The 19157-nt window shown below is 60.2% G+C and carries 21 protein-coding genes; 12 read left to right on the forward strand and 9 right to left on the reverse strand.

The window, feature by feature from the left end; all coding sequences use genetic code 11:
* Window positions 1–29: 29 nt before the first annotated feature.
* On the reverse strand, window positions 30–482 hold the full coding sequence (locus QXU97_00765; protein ID MEM4035143.1) for a hypothetical protein: 453 nt from the start codon (window positions 480–482) through the stop codon (window positions 30–32).
* A gap of 86 nt (window positions 483–568) precedes the next feature.
* On the opposite strand from QXU97_00765, the gene QXU97_00770 reads away from it, so the two are divergent.
* The 6 genes from QXU97_00770 to QXU97_00795 all read left to right on the forward strand — a co-directional run bounded on the left by QXU97_00770 (window position 569) and on the right by QXU97_00795 (window position 5473).
* The gene (locus tag QXU97_00770; GenBank protein ID MEM4035144.1) at window positions 569–1918 is read left to right on the forward strand and encodes a RuvB-like domain-containing protein; all 1350 of its coding nucleotides are present in this window, start codon (window positions 569–571) and stop codon (window positions 1916–1918) included.
* A 63-nt stretch (window positions 1919–1981) separates the two neighbouring features.
* Entirely contained in the window at window positions 1982–2395 is a 414-nt protein-coding gene (gene gcvH, locus QXU97_00775) for a glycine cleavage system protein GcvH (GenBank protein MEM4035145.1), read from the forward strand.
* 5 nt (window positions 2396–2400) lie between these two features.
* Entirely contained in the window at window positions 2401–3183 is a 783-nt protein-coding gene (locus tag QXU97_00780; GenBank protein MEM4035146.1) for a PAC2 family protein, read from the forward strand.
* 15 nt (window positions 3184–3198) lie between these two features.
* Window positions 3199–3621: an Hsp20/alpha crystallin family protein gene (locus QXU97_00785; GenBank protein ID MEM4035147.1), complete on the forward strand. Its 423-nt coding sequence runs from the start codon at window positions 3199–3201 to the stop codon at window positions 3619–3621.
* A gap of 57 nt (window positions 3622–3678) precedes the next feature.
* On the forward strand, window positions 3679–4296 hold the full coding sequence (gene rnhB, locus QXU97_00790; protein ID MEM4035148.1) for a ribonuclease HII: 618 nt from the start codon (window positions 3679–3681) through the stop codon (window positions 4294–4296).
* A 19-nt stretch (window positions 4297–4315) separates the two neighbouring features.
* Window positions 4316–5473 carry a TGS domain-containing protein gene (locus QXU97_00795; GenBank protein MEM4035149.1) on the forward strand — a complete coding sequence of 386 codons (1158 nt, stop codon included), beginning with the start codon at window positions 4316–4318 and terminating at the stop codon, window positions 5471–5473.
* Between the two features lie 8 nt (window positions 5474–5481).
* Here QXU97_00795 and QXU97_00800 read toward each other — a convergent pair whose 3' ends face one another.
* From QXU97_00800 to QXU97_00820, 5 genes are all read right to left on the reverse strand, one after another.
* A complete protein-coding gene (locus QXU97_00800; GenBank protein ID MEM4035150.1) occupies window positions 5482–5883 on the reverse strand; it encodes a Trm112 family protein in 402 nt (133 codons plus the stop codon).
* Window positions 5880–7262, reverse strand: a complete 1383-nt coding sequence (glmM, locus tag QXU97_00805; protein MEM4035151.1) for a phosphoglucosamine mutase — start codon at window positions 7260–7262, stop codon at window positions 5880–5882. The genes QXU97_00800 and glmM overlap by 4 nt, the downstream gene beginning before the upstream one ends.
* Window positions 7263–7396: 134 nt before the next feature.
* Window positions 7397–8539, reverse strand: coding sequence for an ATP-binding protein (locus QXU97_00810; protein MEM4035152.1), 1143 nt, complete (start codon window positions 8537–8539; stop codon window positions 7397–7399).
* 45 nt (window positions 8540–8584) lie between these two features.
* Window positions 8585–9571 (reverse strand): hypothetical protein, encoded by a 987-nt coding sequence (locus QXU97_00815; protein ID MEM4035153.1) that lies wholly within the window; start codon window positions 9569–9571, stop codon window positions 8585–8587.
* A gap of 88 nt (window positions 9572–9659) precedes the next feature.
* Entirely contained in the window at window positions 9660–10364 is a 705-nt protein-coding gene (locus QXU97_00820; GenBank protein MEM4035154.1) for a CdvA-like protein, read from the reverse strand.
* Between the two features lie 82 nt (window positions 10365–10446).
* Here QXU97_00820 and gcvT point away from each other — a divergent pair, with 82 nt between their 5' ends.
* A complete protein-coding gene (gene gcvT, locus QXU97_00825; protein ID MEM4035155.1) occupies window positions 10447–11589 on the forward strand; it encodes a glycine cleavage system aminomethyltransferase GcvT in 1143 nt (380 codons plus the stop codon).
* On the opposite strand, the gene QXU97_00830 is transcribed toward gcvT, so the two are convergent.
* The 3 genes from QXU97_00830 to QXU97_00840 form a co-directional block, all read right to left on the reverse strand.
* Window positions 11582–12265, reverse strand: a complete 684-nt coding sequence (locus QXU97_00830; protein ID MEM4035156.1) for an orotidine 5'-phosphate decarboxylase / HUMPS family protein — start codon at window positions 12263–12265, stop codon at window positions 11582–11584. The two genes, gcvT and QXU97_00830, sit on opposite strands and share 8 nt — an antisense overlap.
* A 144-nt stretch (window positions 12266–12409) precedes the next feature.
* Complete coding sequence (locus QXU97_00835; GenBank protein ID MEM4035157.1) at window positions 12410–12916, reverse strand: 3-isopropylmalate dehydratase small subunit; 507 nt, start codon at window positions 12914–12916, stop codon at window positions 12410–12412.
* Window positions 12913–14169: a 3-isopropylmalate dehydratase large subunit gene (locus QXU97_00840; protein ID MEM4035158.1), complete on the reverse strand. Its 1257-nt coding sequence runs from the start codon at window positions 14167–14169 to the stop codon at window positions 12913–12915. The genes QXU97_00835 and QXU97_00840 overlap by 4 nt, the downstream gene beginning before the upstream one ends.
* Window positions 14170–14321: 152 nt before the next feature.
* Between QXU97_00840 and QXU97_00845 the strand changes: the two genes are divergently transcribed.
* From QXU97_00845 to QXU97_00865, 5 genes are all read left to right on the forward strand, one after another.
* Window positions 14322–15791 carry a hypothetical protein gene (locus QXU97_00845; protein ID MEM4035159.1) on the forward strand — a complete coding sequence of 490 codons (1470 nt, stop codon included), beginning with the start codon at window positions 14322–14324 and terminating at the stop codon, window positions 15789–15791.
* Window positions 15792–15877: 86 nt separating this feature from the next.
* A complete protein-coding gene (gene hisC, locus QXU97_00850) occupies window positions 15878–16951 on the forward strand; it encodes a histidinol-phosphate transaminase (GenBank protein ID MEM4035160.1) in 1074 nt (357 codons plus the stop codon).
* Between the two features lie 11 nt (window positions 16952–16962).
* A complete protein-coding gene (gene hisG, locus QXU97_00855) occupies window positions 16963–17829 on the forward strand; it encodes an ATP phosphoribosyltransferase (GenBank protein MEM4035161.1) in 867 nt (288 codons plus the stop codon).
* Window positions 17830–17862: 33 nt separating this feature from the next.
* Entirely contained in the window at window positions 17863–18582 is a 720-nt protein-coding gene (locus QXU97_00860) for a 1-(5-phosphoribosyl)-5-[(5-phosphoribosylamino)methylideneamino] imidazole-4-carboxamide isomerase (GenBank protein MEM4035162.1), read from the forward strand.
* Entirely contained in the window at window positions 18579–19157 is a 579-nt protein-coding gene (locus QXU97_00865) for an imidazoleglycerol-phosphate dehydratase (GenBank protein MEM4035163.1), read from the forward strand. Before QXU97_00860 ends, QXU97_00865 begins: the two co-directional genes overlap by 4 nt.

The following is a 19157-nucleotide window of genomic DNA, read 5'->3' on the forward strand; positions in this document are numbered from 1 at the left end:
AAATCCGTTATCGGGCCGGCTCTCCGAGATTACCTGCGAGACCTCGGGACGTGGGAGAGCTCCGCCTCGGCGTCCACGGTCGCCACCTTGGGTCTGAGCTTCTCCACGGCCACGCGCACTCTCTCTTTGAAGTCCTCTGGCACCGAGGCCTTCTCGAGCGCCTCTCTGCCCGCCCCAGTGAGCTTGAGCTTTCTCGCTCTGCCCGACACCTCGAGAAGCTCAACGTAGAGGAGGGAGAGTATGTCGTCGCGCAGCATTTTGTTAATGAGCGCCCCCCCGAGCTGAACGAAGGAGTACCCGAGGTCTATGCCTTGGCTCTTCAGCTCATTCAGCATGTAGGAGAGGGCCTTCTCGCTTATCTCGCCGTAGGCGTTCACTACGAAGAGCAGCTTCATTAGACGGTCGCTGCGTAGGACCTGGTCCAGAGTCACCATCTGCTTTGCCTCGATCTTTATCTCCTTCCGCTTCTCGGTGGTGGACAATTGAACTCACCTTTAGCGCTCGCGCTAAGGCTTTACGCCTCTAGCCTTTAAATAAGAAGCTCGAGCGCGCGGGGGGTCGACTCGCTTTGTCGGTCATCGAGGAGGTCAGGCCTAGGGTCTTCAAGAGAGTCGGCTTCCACAGTCACATCAAGGGCCTGGGCCTTGACGAGAGCGGCAAAGCGAAGAGAGTAGCGGACGGCATGGTCGGCCAAGAAGAGGCCAGAGAGGCCGCTGGCATAGTTGTCCAAATGATCCGAGAGGGCAAGATGGCGGGTCGCGGTATACTGCTGGTCGGTCCGAGTGGGACGGGCAAGACCGCTCTGGCGGTAGCGATAGCGAGGGAGCTGGGCGAGGACACCCCCTTCGTCGAGTTCGGGGGCTCCGAGGTCTTCTCGACGGATTTGAAGAAGACCGAGCTCCTGATGCAGACTCTCAGAAAGGCCATAGGAGTCAGACTGAGAGAGAAGAGGCTCGTCTACGAGGGAGTGGTCAAGGACCTCAAAGTGAGGAGAGTCAGCCACCCCTTCAATCCCTACCTCAAGATACCCAGGGAGGCCAAGATAACGCTGGAGACAAAAGACGACAGCCTCACGCTTACGGTTACCGAGGAGATAGCTCGCCAGCTCATACAAGAGGGGGTCAGGATCAACGACGTCATCTGGCTCGACGCAGAGACTGGGAGAGTCTTCAGAGAGGGAAGGGTCAGAGGAGACGGCGGATACGACGTGAGCGCCGTCAGAATAGTCGAGATGCCCAGAGGGCCCGTCAAGAAGGAGAAAGAGATCGTGAACACTGTGACGCTGCACGATCTAGACGTCTACGTGGCGAGCAAGAGAGTCGGGCTCGAGCTTCTGCTGGGCTTCGCTGCGCCCAGAGAGATAGGACACGAGGTCAGGAAGATGGTCGACGAGGAGGTCAAGAGGCTCGTCGAGTCGAGAAAGGCCGAGATGGTGCCGGGGGTCCTGTTCATAGACGACGCGCACATGTTGGACCTGGAGACGTTTAGCTTTCTGTCCGAGGCGATGGAGAGCGAGCTGGCTCCCATCCTGATCCTAGCGACGAATCGAGGCTTCACCAAGATTCGAGGGACGGATCTCGTGTCTCCTCACGGCATACCGCTCGACCTCCTCGATCGCCTCTTGATAATAGTGACGAGGCCGTACACGAGGGACGAGATACGAGAGATCCTCATGATAAGAGCCGACGAGGAGGAGGTCCCCCTAGAGAAGGAGGCCCTGGAGAGGCTGGCCGATGTGGGCATCGAGAGGAGCCTGCGGTACGCCGTTCAGCTCCTCGAGCCTGCTAGGATAATCGCAGCTAGAAAAGGGCGCCCAAAGGTGACCGTGGAGGATGTGGAGGAGGCCGCGAGGCTCTTCCTCGACTTGAAGCGCAGCACGGAGTATGTAGCGAAGCACGAGGAGCTTATGTTGAAGTGAGCTAGGTAAAAACTCGATGGGAAAGTAGAAAAAGATCGGCGCGTGATGATGATCGGGTGAGCTGTGCTCTTGAAGGTCGGAGCCTACGAGGTTCCCGACGACAGGCTTTATACTGAGACGCACGAGTGGCTCAAGGTGGAGGGCTCGAGGGCTAGAGTAGGCGTGACGGATTACGCTCAGAGGCAGCTAAAGGACGTAGTCGGAGTCGAGCTCCCGCGCCCGCGAGCCCGCCTCAAGAGGGGGGACGTGGCGGCTGTGATCGACTCAATCAAGGCCACGGCCGAGGTCTATGCTCCAGTGAGCGGCGAGGTCTCGGAGGTAAACGAGGAGCTCCTCGAGAGGCCCGAGCTCATAAACAAAGACCCTTATGGGAGAGGGTGGATCTTCGTCCTGACGCTGGAGGACTCCGAAGAGCTAGGGGTGCTCCTGAGGCCCGAGGAATACGCCGAGAAGATCAGAGGGAGGGGTGGTGGGTGAGGGGCGTGCCGCGCGTGGTCCGCGAGGAGTCATACGACGGGGCCGTCATCATGGAGTACGAGGACTTCACGTTAGCCGAGAAGTCCTACATGGTGATCGGGCTCCCCGACGCGGGCCTCGTGGGGGGCATAACTGTGAGCCACCTCGTTCGCGAGCTCTCCCCCAGAGAGGTCGGCGGCATAGATCTGGCGCGCGCGGTCCCACCGGTGGTGCTAATAAAGGGAGGAGAGCCCAGGCCGCCCATTAGGATGTTCCTAAAAGACGATAACATACTGATGCTAGCCTCGGAGATCCCTCTGCCCCCGGCAGCCTTCTATCCCTTGAGCTACGCTATCTTAGACTACTGCGCCAAGCGCAGAGTTGACATGTTGGTCTCCATCACCGGCCTGGGCTCCCCCGAGAGGATCAAGTCCGAGAGGCCGAGACCCTTCTGGGCCGCCAACGGTAGGAGGGCTCAAGAGATCGCGGAGAAGCTAGGCGTTGAGAGGTTCGAGGACGGCGTTCTCATAGGACCCTACGCGGTGATGCTCAAAGAGGCCCTGAGGTACGGGCTCGACAACGTCGTCATTCTCGTCGAGAGCTTCCCCGACCTCCCCGACCCGGAAGCCGCCTCAGTCGCCGTCGGTCTACTCGGTAAGATGCTCGGGATCTCGGTCGACGTGAGCAAGCTCCTCGAGGAAGCCGAGCTGATAAGGCTCAGGACGAAAGAGCTCATGAAGTACACCTCTAGAATGCTCGAGCAGATGGGCAAAAGCCTCGAGATGAGGCCTACATTACTCTACACGTGAGGCGATGGCTCAGAGATGTACTGGTTCGACGAATTAGAGAGGATGCGTAGAGCCTTGAGAGAGCGCGTGAGGGAGCTGCTAAGCGAGTTGGAGACCTCGACGGCGCTCTTCCTCGAGGAGGAGCGAGAGCCTAGGCTCGATGTCCCTCTACACACTCTACTCGATCTCGGAGACCGCTACGCGGTCGTCGTGGACCTTCCCCTCTGCGACTCCTCGAGCGTGGAGATCCTAGTTCACGAGAACGGCCTGGAGATCAGAGCGAGGCTCCGAGAGGCCGTGGACGCAAGCGCCCTGGGTTACAGGTGCAGGGCCTCCCGCGTTAGCGAGTACGTTAAGAGAATAGCTCTGCCCCCAGACGCCGACCCCGAGAAGGCCCGCTACCACCTGCGCTCGAGCAGAGTGTTCGTCGAGATTCCGAAGAAGCTCCAGATAGCTTAAGGCCCTCCCGGATACCGCGAGAGTATGCCCCGAGCCGAGGAGGTCGGTGCTCTGTAGATGCGAGTCCTTGGCCTAGACGAGGCTGGGAGAGGCAGCTTAGTGGGTCCTCTAGTTGTGGCCGGCGTAGTGCTCAACGGCGGCGCGTCGGAGGAGCTCAAGGAGCTCGGCCTGAAAGACTCTAAGCTCCTCTCGAGAAGCGCGAGAGAGCGATTGTTCGAGGAGGTGCTGAGGAGAGCAGTCTGGCACCGAGTGATCCTCGTGCCGCCGAGGATCCTCGACGAGCGTAACATCAATAACGTGACGCTCGAGTGCTATGTTCTGCTAGCGAGGCTCTCTGCGGCTGAGGCTGGGGTGGAGGCCGTGGTGGCCGACATGGTTGGCGCGGGAGCCGCTCGACGAGAGCTGCCTCTCCCCGAGGGGCCTAAGATAATCATGGAGGCGCGAGCCGATAGGAGGTACGTTGAGGTCTCCGCCGCGAGCGTGATCGCGAAGGTCACTCGCGATAGGATCATCGAGATCTACAGAATGGACGTAGGCCTGAGGGGGAGCGGTTACCCGAGCGACCCTAAGACCGTCGAATGGCTAGTAGAGCGGTGGTCGAAGGACCCCGCTCTCGAGGTGGTCAGGACCAAGTGGAAGACTCTGAGGAGGCTCGGCCTGGGGCCGAAGAGGTGAGGGTCCCACGCCGACTAACTTGCCTCCCGAGGCCAGGGCCAAGTGGCTCAGGGTCGTGGAGGCCAGGACGCTCGAGGAGAAGATCTCGGCGCTGGAGGAATTCATCTCCGCGGTCCCCAAGCATAAGGGCACGGAAAAGCTCCTCCACTGGGCCAGGAGAAGACTAAGCGAGCTGAGGGAGGAGCAAGAAGAGAGGAGGAGAAAGCGCGTTGGAGGAGGCTCTAGATTCTTCGTCGAGAAAGAGGGGGCGGCTCAGGTAGTTCTAGTCGGCGGGCCTGACTCGGGGAAGAGCGCGCTGCTCTCGAAACTCACCGGAGCTAGGAGCGAGCCAACGGATTACCCCTTCTCCACTAAGGTCCCAGTGCCGGGCATGCTCTTCGTCGGTGGGATCCCGCTGCAGCTGGTCGATACCCCCAGCTTGGTTCTCGATAACGAGGAGGGGCCCTCGTGGAGGGGCCGCGTCATAGGCCTGGCCAGAAACGCCGACGCGATCCTCCTCGTGGTCGATTTGACGCGAGATGCCGTGGCTCAAGTCCGCGGAGCCATCGAGTTGCTCTCTAACGGAGGCGTGCTCGTGACGAAGCCGAAGGCACGTGTGACGATATCGAAGATCAGCTCCGGTGGAATCAACGTAGTCCTCAATGGCAAGCTGGTGGGATGCTCGGTCGATGAAGTCAAGCGCCTCCTCCGGGAGTACGGCGTGCATCACGCGATCGTCAGGATAAGCGGCGAGGCCACGATAGATGAGATCGAGAACTCCATACTGAGAGGGGCGGACTACAAGCCCACGATAATCTTAGCAAACAAAGTCGACGTTGAGGGGGCCGAGAAAAGACTAGAAGAGCTCAGTAGAGCTTACGGTCGGGACTTCAGAATAATACCCGTCTCGGCCGCGACGGGCCGCGGCCTCGACGAGGTGGGGCCGGCTCTCGTCGAAGAGCTAGAGCTCATTAGAGTCTACACGAAGCAGCCCAACGGGGAAGTGTCGAAGAGTCCGCTCGTTCTCAGGCGAGGAGCAACCGTGCTCGACGTGGCGAAAAGCATACACTCATCGCTATGGAAGAATTTCAAGTACGCGAGAGTGTGGGGGAGAAGCGTCAGGTACCCGGGCGAGAGGGTCGGAGCGAGCCACCTGGTCGAGGACGGCGATGTGGTCGAGATCCACGCACGCGGATAAGCGCGAGCCTACGCGTGCTCGGCCAGATTATGCGGTCTACCAGCGAGCGTGATCTTCTGGGGCAAAGCGTCTGCGTATCTCTTAAGGAACTCGAGTTCTCGCTGTCTCTCCCTTGCTCTCAGCTCGTCGGGGAGCATATGCGGTATCGAGTCCATAACGGGGTACCATCTACCGCACGAGGCACAGTACAGCGCTCCGCTGATTATTTCCTTCTTGATGCAATCGCCGCATGGGGGAGGAGCCGTCAACTCCTTCAGGGGGGTCCGGAGCAGTGCGCAATACAACTCGCAGAGAGGGGTCCTTCCGCTGACCCTTCTCTCGGGGTGTTCTTCGAGCTGCAGCACGAAGAGCTCGAGGGGGAATTGCTTACACATGGGGCACGCGAGCAAATCCACGAGCCTATATTTCATTTGCGCTCCCTCTTCTCGACCTCTCTCACAACGAGCTCGGCTTCGCGGAGGATCTCGTGGGCTCTCTCACGCGTCGTAGCCTCGACCATGATTCTCAACACGGGCTCGGTCCCGCTGGGCCTCGCGAGGAGCCACCCGTCGCTGAAGAACACTTTGACTCCATCTATCATGACCTGCCTGTGCTCCGAGAACTTGGCCGAGATCTCGCGCACCACCTCCATGGCCTTGACTCTGTCCATCGGATACTTCGTTTTTAGAGCGTGAGCTCTCGGGAGCTCTCCGTAGAGCTCTGAGAGCGTTGCGCGCTCCGTGGCCAGGAGCTCCAGCACGAGGGCCACGGCCATAGCAGCGTCTCTCACGAACTGATGAGGAGGATACATGAGGCCTCCGTTTTCTTCGAAGCCCAAGAGCCCTCCGCGCTTCGCCAGCTCGCGAGATATATCGACGCTGCCCACTCTCATCCACTCTACTCTGATGCCCCGCGAGCTCAGGTAGCTCTCAATGAAGGCGCTGCTGCTGACCCCCGTATATACCACCGGGGGAAGTTCCGCGTGTTTTTCTCTCAAGCGGGCCGCTAGCAGAGCCGCCGTCCTGTCGCCCCAATGAGCCTCGCCCCGCTCGTCAATCACTATGGCGCGGTCGGCGTCGCCGTCGAGCCCCACGCCGAGGTCTGCTCGAGCGCTCACCACGAGGCTCGAGGCCTCGACCAGAGTGTCGGGCGTGGGCTCCGGCTCTCTGCCGGGGAAGTACGGATCGAGGTGCGAGTTCAACGATATGGGTCTCCCGCCCAGAGCTCTCACGAGCTTGGGCACAACGAGCGAGCCGACGCTATTAGCGCAATCCACAACGACGACGGGCGCTCTCCGCTTTATGGCCTCGGAGTCCACGCATTCGACCACGCCCCTAGCGTAATGCTCCAACACGCCCGCGATCCTCTTAGCCGATATGTCGGCTCTGCTCCAGTGGATCCTCGCTAATCTCCCCTCGCGAAAGACCTCTTCCACCTCGCGCTCTTTTTCCCTTGAAATCTCTATGCCGTCTCCGTCTATCACCTTAATGCCATTGTACATCGGGGGGTTATGGCTGGCCGTCACCATAGCCCCGCCGTCGAAGCCTCCCAGGGTCTTGACGGCATATTGAACGGCTGGCGTTGGCGCGTAGCCGCAGTAAATGGGGGAACAGCCCGCGCTCTCTAACCCGGCCATCAGAGCATTGACGAGCATATCGCCCCCGAGCCTCACGTCGCGACCAACGAGAATGCGCGAGCCCTCGCCAAAGACCGTACATATCGAGGCGCCGAGCCTTAGAGCGAGCTCGGCGCTCATCGTCTCGTTTACCACTCCCCGCACTCCATCCGTCCCGAAGAGCCTCCACGACATTTGCCCTTCACCGCGAAGACACGAGATCGGGAGCGCTCCGAGCTGCTCCTAGTGCTCGGAGCCCGTATCGAAATAGTCCCGAGGAGAGATAAATAATTCGTCTCCGAGGTGAGCGATCGGGTTTTCCCATTTCTCTATAATGCTTCGTACTCGCGAGCCCACGCCTCTATCTTCTTGACGATCTGATCATCCAAACTCGGCCTCCTGGCTCTGATCACCTCGAGGAAATCTGACATCGTCACGGGCCTCGGAGTTCCTTCGCCCCCGCGTTCGAGGAATTCACTTACCACCTTGCTATGGGCTTCTCTGACTATGTCCTCGATGTCGCTGCTGCTGTAGCCCTCCGTGTAATCGGCCAATCTATCGGGGAGCACGTCCTCGCTCACGTTGAGTCCCCTGAGGAACTTCTCAAAGAGCTTGGCTCTCGTCTCGCGATCAGGCGGCGGCACATAGATCCTCTTGTGGAATCTCCTTATGAAGGCCTCGTCGAGCTTCCACGGTTTATTCGTCGCCCCAATGACGTAGACGTAGCTCTTTTTGCCCTTGTCGCGGAGCCCGTCCATCTCCTTGAGGAACTGAGTCCTTACTCTCGCCTCGCCTCCGACTTCGCTCGAGTAGACGCCTAATAGATCTTCGACCTCGTCAATGAATATAACGACGGGGACCCCTTTCTCCGACTTCTCGCGAGCGAACGCGAAGATCTTGGCGACGTTCTTCTCAGCCTCTCCAAGCCACTTCGACATTACCTTGGCCGCGTCCACGTAGAGGAATATCCCATCTAGCTCTCTAGCCAGAGCGGCCGCGAGCAGGGTCTTACCGCAGCCAGGCGGGCCGAACAGCAGAATGCCTTTCGGCCATCCGAGCGGGTACAGGTCCGGCCTCTTAGTCGGGTAAATTATGCTCTCGCGTAGAGCTCTCTTCGCTTGCTCGAGGTCGACCACGTCGTCGAAGCGCACCTCGGGCTTCTCGGTGACGATGCAGCTCTCCGGGAGGCCGTGATCGCTTGGGGCGCCGTCCTCGCTCGAGCCGGTCACGAGAAGTTCGGCCGCCTTTTTCTCGAGCTGCTCTATGCGCCGCTTGTAGCTCTGGAGGGCGCTTGCGTAGAGGGGAGCCGCTGGGGAATTCGGGTACAACCTGAGGATCTTCTCGAGAGCCGAGTACGCTATTTTGTAGTGCCTCAGGGCCCTCTCGAAGTCTCCGCTCCTATCCGCGCTTATTGCCTCGCGAGCGTGCTTCTCGGCTGCTTCTCTAAGATACTGAAAGGCCAGGCCAGACACGGGGACTCGCCCTCACACGGGCCGCCACGATGAGGCTCGGCGTACTTAGCGCTGAGCTTTCTCCACGATCTTTATCTTGCCCTTCCTCTCGAGGCTGCTCAGCGCCTCAAGCAACTTTTCCTTGGGAACGCCGTACTTCCTACTGCACTCGTCTAAGTTGAGCTTGCCACCGCAGGTCTTTATCTCGTTGAGCAGCACCTCCTCTAGATTCCCCGCAGACGCGTTCGCCGAGGCCGAGAGCGACCGGGCTGCTTCGACCCCGGTCTCCAGCTTCTCTCCGCTCAACGCCGGCGGCTTGGGAGAGCTCGTCAAGCTCACCTCCAGCGCAGCCCTCGAGCTCTTCTCATCTTTCTTGATCGGCTTCTGATCTAAACCGAGCAGCTTCGAGGGCTCGGGGACGTTTCTCTCCACGCTCTCGTTGGCGGCGGCCCAAGCTTCGCTCAAAATCTTGTCGACGTCCTCGTCGCTCTTGAGAAAGCCGCTCGGGAGACCGCGCATGCCGGCGCTCGTATGCGCCATGAGCTCGTATATGCTCTTGTTTATTTCGTCGAGAGCTTGAGCGATGCTTGGGAATATCGGCGAGATCTCGTCCTTCACGTTCGCGAGCAGGACGGCTATGGGGCCTAGCACGCTGCGGAAGTCCTTTATATCGCGGACAGTTTGAAGCCTCATAGCAGCCCTCTCCAGCGATATCGACGTAAACCTCACCGCCTTGAGAAAGCGCCTTATCTCGTAGATCTCTTCCGCGCAGGTTTTGGCCAAATTGTAGTGGACCTTCTTCTCGTCCTCAGCTAGGCTGGGCCCGCGAGCCTTCTTGAGGTGTTCCACCGTCTTCTCGAATAGCTCGGCGGCTCTCTGCTCCATTCTGAAGGCGAGCTCGTCGAGTCTGCTCTGTTGCTCCTTGATTCTAAACACTATAGCCTGTATCTTGTCCTCCCACTCGTCTCTCTCTTCCCCCTCCTCGAGAGCTAAGAGCGACCTCAGCCAACCAAAGAGGCCGCGCCTTCTCCTCTCGGTCTCGGAGAGGCTCACTCGATATCACCTCGCTTCGAGGATCTCTCGCGACGCGGCCCTCCTCGAACAAAAACGGCGCCGCGAGCCGTTGAAGAGGGCATAGCGCTCAGGCCTCGGAGACCGCTCCTTCCTGCACGAGCTCGACGACTATCTGAGGCTCCGCCTGTCTCTCAACCTTGGCGGGCTGTTGGACCTCGCGCTCTATCTCTCCGCTCTCGAGCCGCCTTATCACCTCGAGGATGCGCTTCGCGTCGTTCTTCTCCTCGATGTTCCTATCTCTCCCCTGCCTAAGAATGTCGGCGGCCGGCTTGTAGCTCCTCTCGCCGATCTCGCCCGCTATGTAGCTCATCTTGAGGGCCGCGAGGGCCTTCTCGGCCTGCACTATCTGGTCCTCAAGCTCGCCGATCCTCCTCTCGATCACGACTTTGACCTCCTTGGCCTCGGTCTTCAGCTTCTCCAGTTCCGACGAGACCTTTGCCTTGAACTCCTCGTAGGCGTGCCTAGGTATCTCGCCCTTCGCGTAGAGGTCCTCCAACGCCTTAGCTCTCCTGCCGCTCCTTTCGAGTCTCTCGATGAGCCTGAGGGCCGCGAACTTCCACTCGGGGAGGAGGAGGACCTCGCCGCTCTGGATCATTATCCTGCCGACGTCAATCGTCTTGAAGGTCGTCTCGCCGAAGAGCATCTCCACGGCCTGGACTCTCCCGTCGAAATCGCTATATATACTAGCCAGCGTCCCCACGGTCCTACCGTAGGGGTCCTTCACTTTCTGGCCCACGTATCTCTCAAGAACGTCGACCGTGTAAACGAGCACTTCTCCGCACCTCAGCCCAGCGTTAGAGGCTCTCGCCCACGATGCGTTTAAAAGGAGGGGCGCGGAAATGTGAGCTCTGCTCTTGACGGCGGAGCGTGGGGGCGCGATAGCGAGGCCCGTTCCGCTCCTCGACCTACACGAGAGGCTTGGCGCTACTCCGGGTGAATTCGCCGGCTTCGTCGTTCCTATGGACTACGGCAGCGTCTTCGAGGAGCACATGGCGGTTCGGACCTCGGCGGGAGTCTTTGATCTCAGCCATATGACCTTGATCCGCGCTCGAGGACCCGGAGCTGAGGAGCTTCTCGAGCTCCTCGTGCCGAGGTCTCTCGAGCGAGGGGCCGAGGGAGTTATAGTGGGACCCACGGCTTTCCTGAACGAGGGGGGAGGCATTAAGGACGACGTGATGATCTATGAGCTGGGGCCCGGGGACTTCCTGGTGGTTGGCAACGCGATCAATCTCGAGAAGGACCGAGAGTGGCTCGTGTCCAACGCTCGCTCTCGCTCTCTCGACGTGAATGTGGAGGTCCTCAACGGCAATTACTGCTTGCTGGCTCTCCAAGGGCCCTCCTCTGCTGAGATCGCGGAGAGGCTAAGCGATGGCCTCTCTCAGTTGAAGAGGTTGACTTTTGAGGTCGGGCGCTCCGTGGGGGGCTTCGAGACGCTTGTAACCAGTAGGAGCGGCTGGACTGGGGAAGACGGGTTCGAATTCGTGCTTAAGTGCTCGACTGCTCGAGGACTATTTGAGGAGCTGAGAAGAGCCGGAGCGAGGCCCTGCGGTATAGCCTCGAGAGACACGCTTCGGCTCGAGATGGGTTACGTGCTCTACGAGCAGGACATAGACGAGTCGATTTCTCCCGTCGAGGCCAGATATTGGGCCGTCTTCGAGCTGGGCAAAGTGAGGCGAGGAGAATGCATCGGCTGCGACGCTCTACTCGAGAGATTGAGGCGAGGGGCCGAGCGCGTCAGGGTCGGCGTGAAGCTCGGGAGGGGCGAGAAACTGGTTCCGAGGCGCGGTAGCAGAATCCTCGTGGAGAGCGAGACGGTGGGGGTCGTCACGAGCGGAGGCTACTCCCCGGTCCTCGGTAGGCCGATAGCTATGGGCTATGCGAGGGCCTCGCATGCTTTGATCGGGCTCGAGGTAGAGATCGAGGCCCGAGGTAGGAGGGCTCGAGGCAAGATAACGGATTTCCCCTTTGTTGAAGCGCGCGTAAAAGCGCCTAAGTAGAGCGCCGACGCTCTACCGCCCGAAGCAAGTTCAAGGCCTCTCTCGTCACCTCGAGCGGATCGCTCGCCCCGACTATGGTCGAGCCCATCACCACTATATCGGCTCCGGCTCTCGCGAGCTTCTCGGCGTCGCTCAGTCTGACCCCACCGGCCACCGAGACCAGAGCTCGTTCTCCCACCCTGGCTTTCAGCTCGCGGACCAAGTCTATGAAATCGATCACTCTGGCTCCTCGAGCGCGTTGCTCGTCGACTCCCACGTGTAACCCGACTATGTGAGCGCCGAGCTCGAGCGCCTCGACCGCCCTCCCAATGGGGTCCCTCACGTTTATCAGGTCAACCTCAACGAGCCCCCCGAGCTCGCCGGCTACTCTAACGGCCTCGGCCACGGTTGCGTCGCCGGCGGCTCCAAGCACGGTCATTACATCAGCACCGCTCTCGAAGGCGAGTCTCGCCTCGAGAGCCCCCGCGTCGGAGGTCTTGGTGTCAGCCAGAAGAATGGTCTCAGGAGACTCGTTTCTGAGCTCGATCGCGATCCTCACCCCGTGCGCCTTGATGAGAGGGGTCCCGAGCTCTATGATTACTCCTTCCAAATTCGCGAGAGCTCGAGCGAGGCTCAGAGCCCTAGCTCTATCCGTCAAGTCGAGCGCTACTTGGAGCAGAGGACCCTCTCGAGCCAACTCGAGAATTCGCGACGATCTGCGTCCGCTACCCCAGGAGGTAGCGCTCATGGGCCTCTCAGGCCTCGCTTGGCATGACTCTCTTCATCCGTGCTCAGGTTTCGGGAGTTGAGGAAAATATTTCGTTGGCTCGGAACCCGGTCTTCACTCCCACGGGAAGCGGCGGTGCTTTTTATAATACTCGACGAGTCCTCCCTCGCTTAGGATCTCGAGGAGAAAGTCGGGGAGAGGCTTGAACCTTATCTCAACGTTCTTCGTCTCGTCAACCAATACTCCCTCGCGCAGACTCAGACTGACCACGTCGCCTTCGTCGATCACGTCATAAGCCTCGGGAGATATCACTACGGGGAGGCCCACGTTCACAGAGTTCCTGAAGAATATTCTCGCGAAGGATTTCGCCACGACGGCCCCCACTCCAGCGTGCTTCAGCACCAGAGGCGCGTGCTCGCGACTCGAGCCGCAGCCGAAGTTCTTTCCCGCCACCACGACATCACCAGGTCGGACTTTCCGAGCGAATGCGGGGTCTGCCCCCTCCATGGCGTGTTTGGCCAGCTCCGCGAAATCTAACGTGCTGAATTTGTACTTGCCCGGTATTATCAGGTCTGTCGAGATGTTATCGCCGAATTTCCACGCTCTCCCGCGTACTATCACGACGTGCCCTCCTCCGGGTATTTTATAGCTCCATGCAGAGCCGCGTGCGCCGCCACTATGGGAGAGGCCAAGTATATCTTGGCTTCGGCGGAGCCCATCCGCCCCTTGAAGTTTCTATTGATCGTCGCTACGACGGTCTCGCCTGGTGCGGGTATCCCGTGGTGGCCGCCAACGCAAGGGCCGCAGCCGGGCACTCCCACCGCGCAGCCGCTCTCGAGGAGCACTCTTATCACCCCCTCCTCCAGCGCTTTGAGATAGACCTCGCGCGAAGCTGGCATAACGATGGTCCTAACCTTGACGCGCCTCCCTTTTAGAACCTTGGCAACCTGTCTGAGATCCTCGAGCCTTCCATTAGTGCAAGAGCCTATGAAGACTTGGTCAACGGGAGTGCCCTCGACCTCAGTCACGGACCTCACGTTGTCCACCTCGTGGGGAACGGCCACGAGGGGCTCGAGCCTGTCGGCCTCTACGACGAGCTCGTCCGCGTACTCCGCGTCCGGGTCTGAGGCGAGCTTTGAAAGAGGGGCGCTCACTCTGCCGGCGAGGAAGCTTAGCGTCTTCTCATCGGAGGGCATGAGGCCGGTCTTCGCCCCCATCTCGACGGCCATGTTAGTCAATGTCATGCGACTGTCCACGGACATTTTCTCAACGGTCTCGCCGCCATACTCCACGGCCATGTAAGTTGCTCCGTCGGCTCCCACCTCACTCACCACGTAGAGAGCGACGTCTTTAGAGGTCACGTTGGGCTTCAACTCGCCAACAACGACTACTTTGAGCGACTCGGGGACTCTCAGCCAGATCCTCCCCGAGGCCATGACCGCTGCTAGCTCCGTCGACCCCACGCCCGTGCCGAAAGCGGCGAAGGCCCCGTGGGTGCAGGTGTGCGAGTCCGCTCCTATTACGACGGCACCCGGATAAACGTGCCCTCTCTCCACGAGGACCTGATGGCATATGCCCTCTCCCACGTCGTAGAGCCTGATACCGTGCCTCGCAGCAAATTCCCTCATGATCTTATGGAGGCGCGAAGTGCCCTCGTTAGAGCTGGGGGCCACGTGATCTATAACGAACACGATCCGCGAGCCGTCCCACACCTTCTCGGCTCCCATTGACTCGAACGACTTTATCGCGAGAGGCGCTGTGCCGTCGTGCGCCATCGCCGTGTCGACGCGAGCTACCACTAAGTCGCCGGGCGATACTCTTCTCCCGACGTTGAGCGAGAGAATCTTCTCGGCCAGCGTCTGCCCGGAACCCACAGAGGAGACCTCCTCCGCTCATGCGCCGTCGAGGGACTAATTAGTGTTATAGCCTTCTGCGCGCTCCCGGCGGCTCCCTCGTCGATGCTCGCGCCGCTCGCGACGGAAAGTTTAATAGTGCGAGAGGGGACGCAAGATGGTCGATTGTTGGGGTGCCCTTTATTGCCGGAGCCGGGGAAATTCGAGCCAGGAAAGCCCGCGAGGAGTTCCTGCGCTTCGCGCGCAGAGAGTCCATAGATTTCCCCGATTACGACGTAGTGGAAGTAGAGGCCCCCGAGCTCTTCGAGGATCTCTTCCCCTGGCCAGATCCTCCGCTCGCAGTCTTCGACGGAGTTCGCGTCCCGATGGAGCTGCCGGAGCGGCTGTGGATAACCGACACTACGTTCAGAGACGGGCAGCAGGCGCGTAAGCCCTTCACCGTCGAGCAGATCACGAGGCTCTACGAATTCCTACACGCCATTGGGGGGCCTCAGGGTAAGATTCTGTTCACAGAATTCTTCACCTATACCTCGAGAGATAGAGAGGCCCTGAGGAGAGTGCGCGAATTAGGCTACGAGTATCCCATGGTGACCGGCTGGATCAGAGCTAGCCTCGAGGAGCTGAGGAGGTTGGCCGAGCTCGGGCTGAGTGAGACCGGCATGCTCGCCTCGATCAGCGACTATCACATCTTCCTGAAGCTGAGAGAGGCTGGCAGAAGACGTGCCATCGAGAAGTACCTGACCGTGTTGGAGGAGGGGCTCAAGAGGGGCATAACGATGAGAGTGCACCTCGAGGACTGCACTAGAGCCAACATCTTCGAGGTGGTCGTCCCCTTCGTTAGGAGAGTCCTGAGGCTCTCCGAGAAATACGGCGTAGCGGTGCGCGTCAGAGTTCCCGACACGCTGGGCGTGGGTCTGCCCTGGCCCGAGGCTTCTCTGCCCCGCAGTGTGCCTAAGATAATGTGGGTTCTCAGGCACGTTTGTGGCGTGCCTAGCGAGAACCTCGAGTTCCACGGTCACAACGACTTCTACTTGGGGGTAGCCAACGCGGTCGCGGCGTGGCTCTACGGAGCGGCGCTGAACAACACCACGCTCCTCGGCATAGGAGAGAGGGCGGGGAACGTGCCGCTCGAGGCCATGGTGTTCGCGCACGCCTCGCTCAAGGGCTCGTTCGATGGGATGAACCCTCGGGTTCTGCGTGAGGTCGCCGAGTACTTCGAGAGAGAGCTCGGGCACCGCGTGCCGGACCTGCAGCCCCTCTTAGGCAGGAACTTCTTCGTGACTCGAGCGGGGATCCACATAGACGGCACGCTCAAGGATGTCAGGATTTACCTGCCCTTCGATACTAAACTGCTGCTCGGAGTGGAGCCAGGGGTGGAGATAACGCCATACTCGGGAGCGGCCGGCGTGGCCTTCTGGATAAATAATTTCTTCAAGTTGGACGGAAGCAAGAAGGTGAGCAAAGACCATCCGGCCGTGCAGAGGATCCACGCGGAGCTCGTGAGCTACTTCGAGGGCTCAGGAGCCTTGAGCGCGCCCGAGTCGCTCATGTTAGAGCTCGTCAGGAGGCACATGCCAGAGCTCTTAGTCGAGCGACAAGAGGACCTCGGTATGCATCGATCACGAAGCAGCGCCGAGGCGTGACCTAGGACCGCGGAGCGCGAATCACCGAAACTTTAAAAAGCCGAGCCTCAGCGAAAGCGAGTGGTGCGCTCCATGCGCCAACACGCCTGAGAGGAGGGGTCTTTTATCCATCGACTCCTTCGCTCGAGAGTTACACCCCTCCCCCCCGAGCTGTCCTGGCGAGACTTGATAGGAACGAGAACCTCTTCGGCCCTTCCCCCCTAGTCTTAGAGGAGATTGTGTCGGCTCTAACTTCTGCTCACTTATACCCGGCTCGCGAGGACTTCGAGGAGCTCGAAGAGGCCGTCGCTAGGTACTGCGGGGTGAGCCCCGAGAACGTCGTCCTCACCTGCGGCTCCGACTGCGCCTTAGACCTCTTCTCGAAGTGTTTTGTTGGGCCCGGCGATAGGGTCGTGGTGACTCCGCCGACATTCTCGATGTACGAGCGAGTAGCGCTCACGCGAGGCGCTAGAGTAGAGAAAGTGCCTTTGACTCGAGAGAGGTTCGAGCTAGACCTGCAAGCCGTCTCGAGCAGGCTCAAAGAGTCCAAGGTCCTCTTCTTGGCTAACCCCAACAATCCCACGGGCAATCTACTGATCGACTCGAGGGAGCTCGAGGAGCTCTTGTCCTTCGAGGGTCTCGTGGTGCTCGACGAAGCTTACTACGAATATAGCGGCGTTACTTTCGTCGAGCTCGTGCGCCACTATCCGAACCTTGTTGTCCTGAGGACTTTCTCGAAGGCCTTCGGTCTAGCTGGTCTGCGGGTCGGCTACGTCGTAGCGGCCGAGGAGACGGCGAACGCAATGAGGAGAATTAAGCTGCCCTACGACGTGAGCCTCCCAGCCGCTCGAGCGGCGCTGGCTGCCCTGAGAGACCTCCCCTACGTGAGGTGGGTAACGCTGGTGACGACCAGAGAGAGGGAGAAGCTCGGCTCTAGGCTGAGAGAGTTGGGTCTCAGGGTCTATCCTAGCCTGGCCAATTTCCTCTTGATCAGCACGGAGAGGACCTCGATCTCAGCGAGCGAGCTCGCCTCTTCTCTCCTGGAGAGAGGCGTGGCCGTGCGCGACCTCTCCGGCGTCGAGGGCCTCACGATTTATCACGCGCGTGTGACCATTGGTAGGCCCATCGATAACGCGCTGCTGCTGGACGCGCTCGAGGAGGTGCTGAGAGCTCAACGTTGAGGTGATTGGCCGTGGAGCAGCTGAAAGTGGCTCTGCCCAGCCGCGGGAGGCTGAGGCGCCCCACGCTGGCGCTCCTGGCGCGAGCGGGTCTGGCGGTTCAGCACGCTAACAACAGATCGCTCATATCTCCCACGATTGATCCCAGGTTCTTGGCCTTCTTCGTGAGGCCGAGCGACGTCCCAGCCATAGTGTCCTCGGGAGCGGCCGACGTCGGGATAACCGGTCACGACTACGTAGTCGAGAGCGGCGCCGACGTCGTGGAGCTCCTCGACTTGGGCTTCGGTAAAGCTAGGCTGGTCGTGGCGGCGCCCACGTGGAGCGAGCTGCGCTCTCTAGAGGACTTCCGCGAGGGGACTAGGGTGGCCACGAAGTACCCGAGAATAGCCTCGCGCTTCTTCGAGGAAGTCGGCAAGAGCGTTAAGATAGTCAAAGTCTCGGGCTCCGTCGAGGTCATGCCCGCTCTGGGCGTGGCTGATGCCGTCCTCGACGTGGAGTCCAGCGGAGCTACTCTGAGGCTGCACGGCTTGGAGCCCCTGGTCAAGGTCATGGACACGAGCGCGAGACTCATAGCGAATTCCTCGGCCCTCGAGACGAAAAGGGGGCTCATCGAAGAGCTAAGGCTCGCTCTGAAGAGCGTCGTCGATGCCGAGGAGAAAGTCTGGATCTTAATGAACGTGCCCGAGCGCTCGCTCAGAGAAGTACTATCAGTGCTGCCCTCGATGGCTGGCCCCACTCTGGCTAAAGTGGAAGCCCCCGAGCCCATGTGGGAGGTCAACACGGTGGTCCCGATGGAGAGCGTTTACCGAGTGATCCTCGAGGCCAAGAAGCGAGGAGCTCGGGACATCCTGGTCCTGCACCTCGAGAGAGTGATACCTTAGCGATAGCATTTGGGAGGGACTTGGTCCTTGCTCGTGATCCCCTCTATCGACTTAAGTCGCGGCATCGCGGTGAAGCGTGTGAGAGGGGAGCCCGGGACCGGGCTATCGCTGGGCGATCCTGTGGCTCTAGCTCTACGGTGGGCCGAGGCTGGAGCCGAGAGACTACACGTCGTTGACCTGGATGGAGCCCACGAAGGGAGGCCCCTCCACCTCGACGTCGTGTCACGCATAGCCGCCGCGAGTCGGATACCGATTCAGTACGGCGGAGGACTGAGAAGCGTCGAGGACTGTCTGAAAGCTCGAGAGGCCGGAGCAGCCTACTTGGTCCTTGGCACAGGCGCCGCGACGAGTCGCCTCGTTGATGTGGTAGTCGAAGAAATTGGCGCCTCGTCCCTTATCGTAGCGCTCGATGTGCGCGGGGGAAAGCTGGCCGTCGATGGTTGGAGGAGAGACATCAGCAAGAGCCCCGATGAGCTGATCGATGAACTGGACGGGCTCGGGCTGCACGCTTTCCTCGTCACGTGTGTCGACGTCGAGGGCTCGCTGCGGGGCCCCTGCCTAGACCTAGTTCGCGGCCTGGTGCGGAGAGCGTCAACGCCTATATTTTATGCGGGAGGGGTCTCCAGCCTCGAGGACCTGATCGAGCTAGGGAGAGCGGGGGTAGCCGGCGTGATCCTCGGGATGGCTCTTTACGCCGGCAAGTTCTCATTACAAGAGGCGAAACGCGTGGCCGAGAAGGTGATCACGTCGTGAGGAGAGCGCGGCTCGGCAGGACCACGAGAGAGGTCTCGGTGGAGGTCTCCGTCTCTCTCGAGGGGTCGGGGATCGCCGAAGTTAAGACGGGGATCCCTATGCTCGACCACTTGCTCGAAACTCTGGCCTTCTACGCTAGGTTCGACTTAAGCGTCGTCGCGAGTGAGTTGAAGCTCGTGGATGATCACCACGTGGTCGAGGAAGTAGCCCTAGCTATCGGGCGAGCGCTCGACGAGGCTCTCAGCGATAGACGCGGAGTAAGGCGATTCGGAAGCGCCGTAGTTCCCATGGACGATGCCTTGGCCTTAGCCGCGGTCGACTTGGGGGGCAGGCCCTTCGCGCGCGTCGAAACGCGTCTGACGCGTGAAAGCATTGGGGGTCTATCCGCCGAGAGCGCGTCTCACTTCGTGAGGTCTCTCGCTTCGTCATCGAGATCGACGATTCACGCTCTCGTGCTCTACGGCGAGAACGACCACCACAAGATCGAGGCCCTCTTCAAAGCGCTAGGCCTAGCTCTCGGAGAGGCTTGCAGAATAGAGGGCTCGGTCGTGCCCTCGCTCAAGGGGGCGATATGA

The organism is Fervidicoccaceae archaeon (genome assembly GCA_038878695.1).
In the GTDB taxonomy this organism is placed as follows: Archaea; Thermoproteota; Thermoprotei_A; order Sulfolobales; family Fervidicoccaceae; genus JAVZVD01.

Excerpts from the sequence above, each read along its gene's own strand:
- QXU97_00785 (MEM4035147.1), top strand. The coding sequence starts at position 3,199 with ATGTACTGGTTCGACGAATTAGAGAGGATGCGTAGAGCCTTGAGAGAG.
- rnhB (MEM4035148.1), top strand. The coding sequence starts at position 3,679 with ATGCGAGTCCTTGGCCTAGACGAGGCTGGGAGAGGCAGCTTAGTGGGT.
- QXU97_00800 (MEM4035150.1), bottom strand. The coding sequence starts at position 5,883 with ATGAAATATAGGCTCGTGGATTTGCTCGCGTGCCCCATGTGTAAGCAA.
- glmM (MEM4035151.1), bottom strand. The coding sequence starts at position 7,262 with ATGTCGTGGAGGCTCTTCGGGACGGATGGAGTGCGGGGAGTGGTAAAC.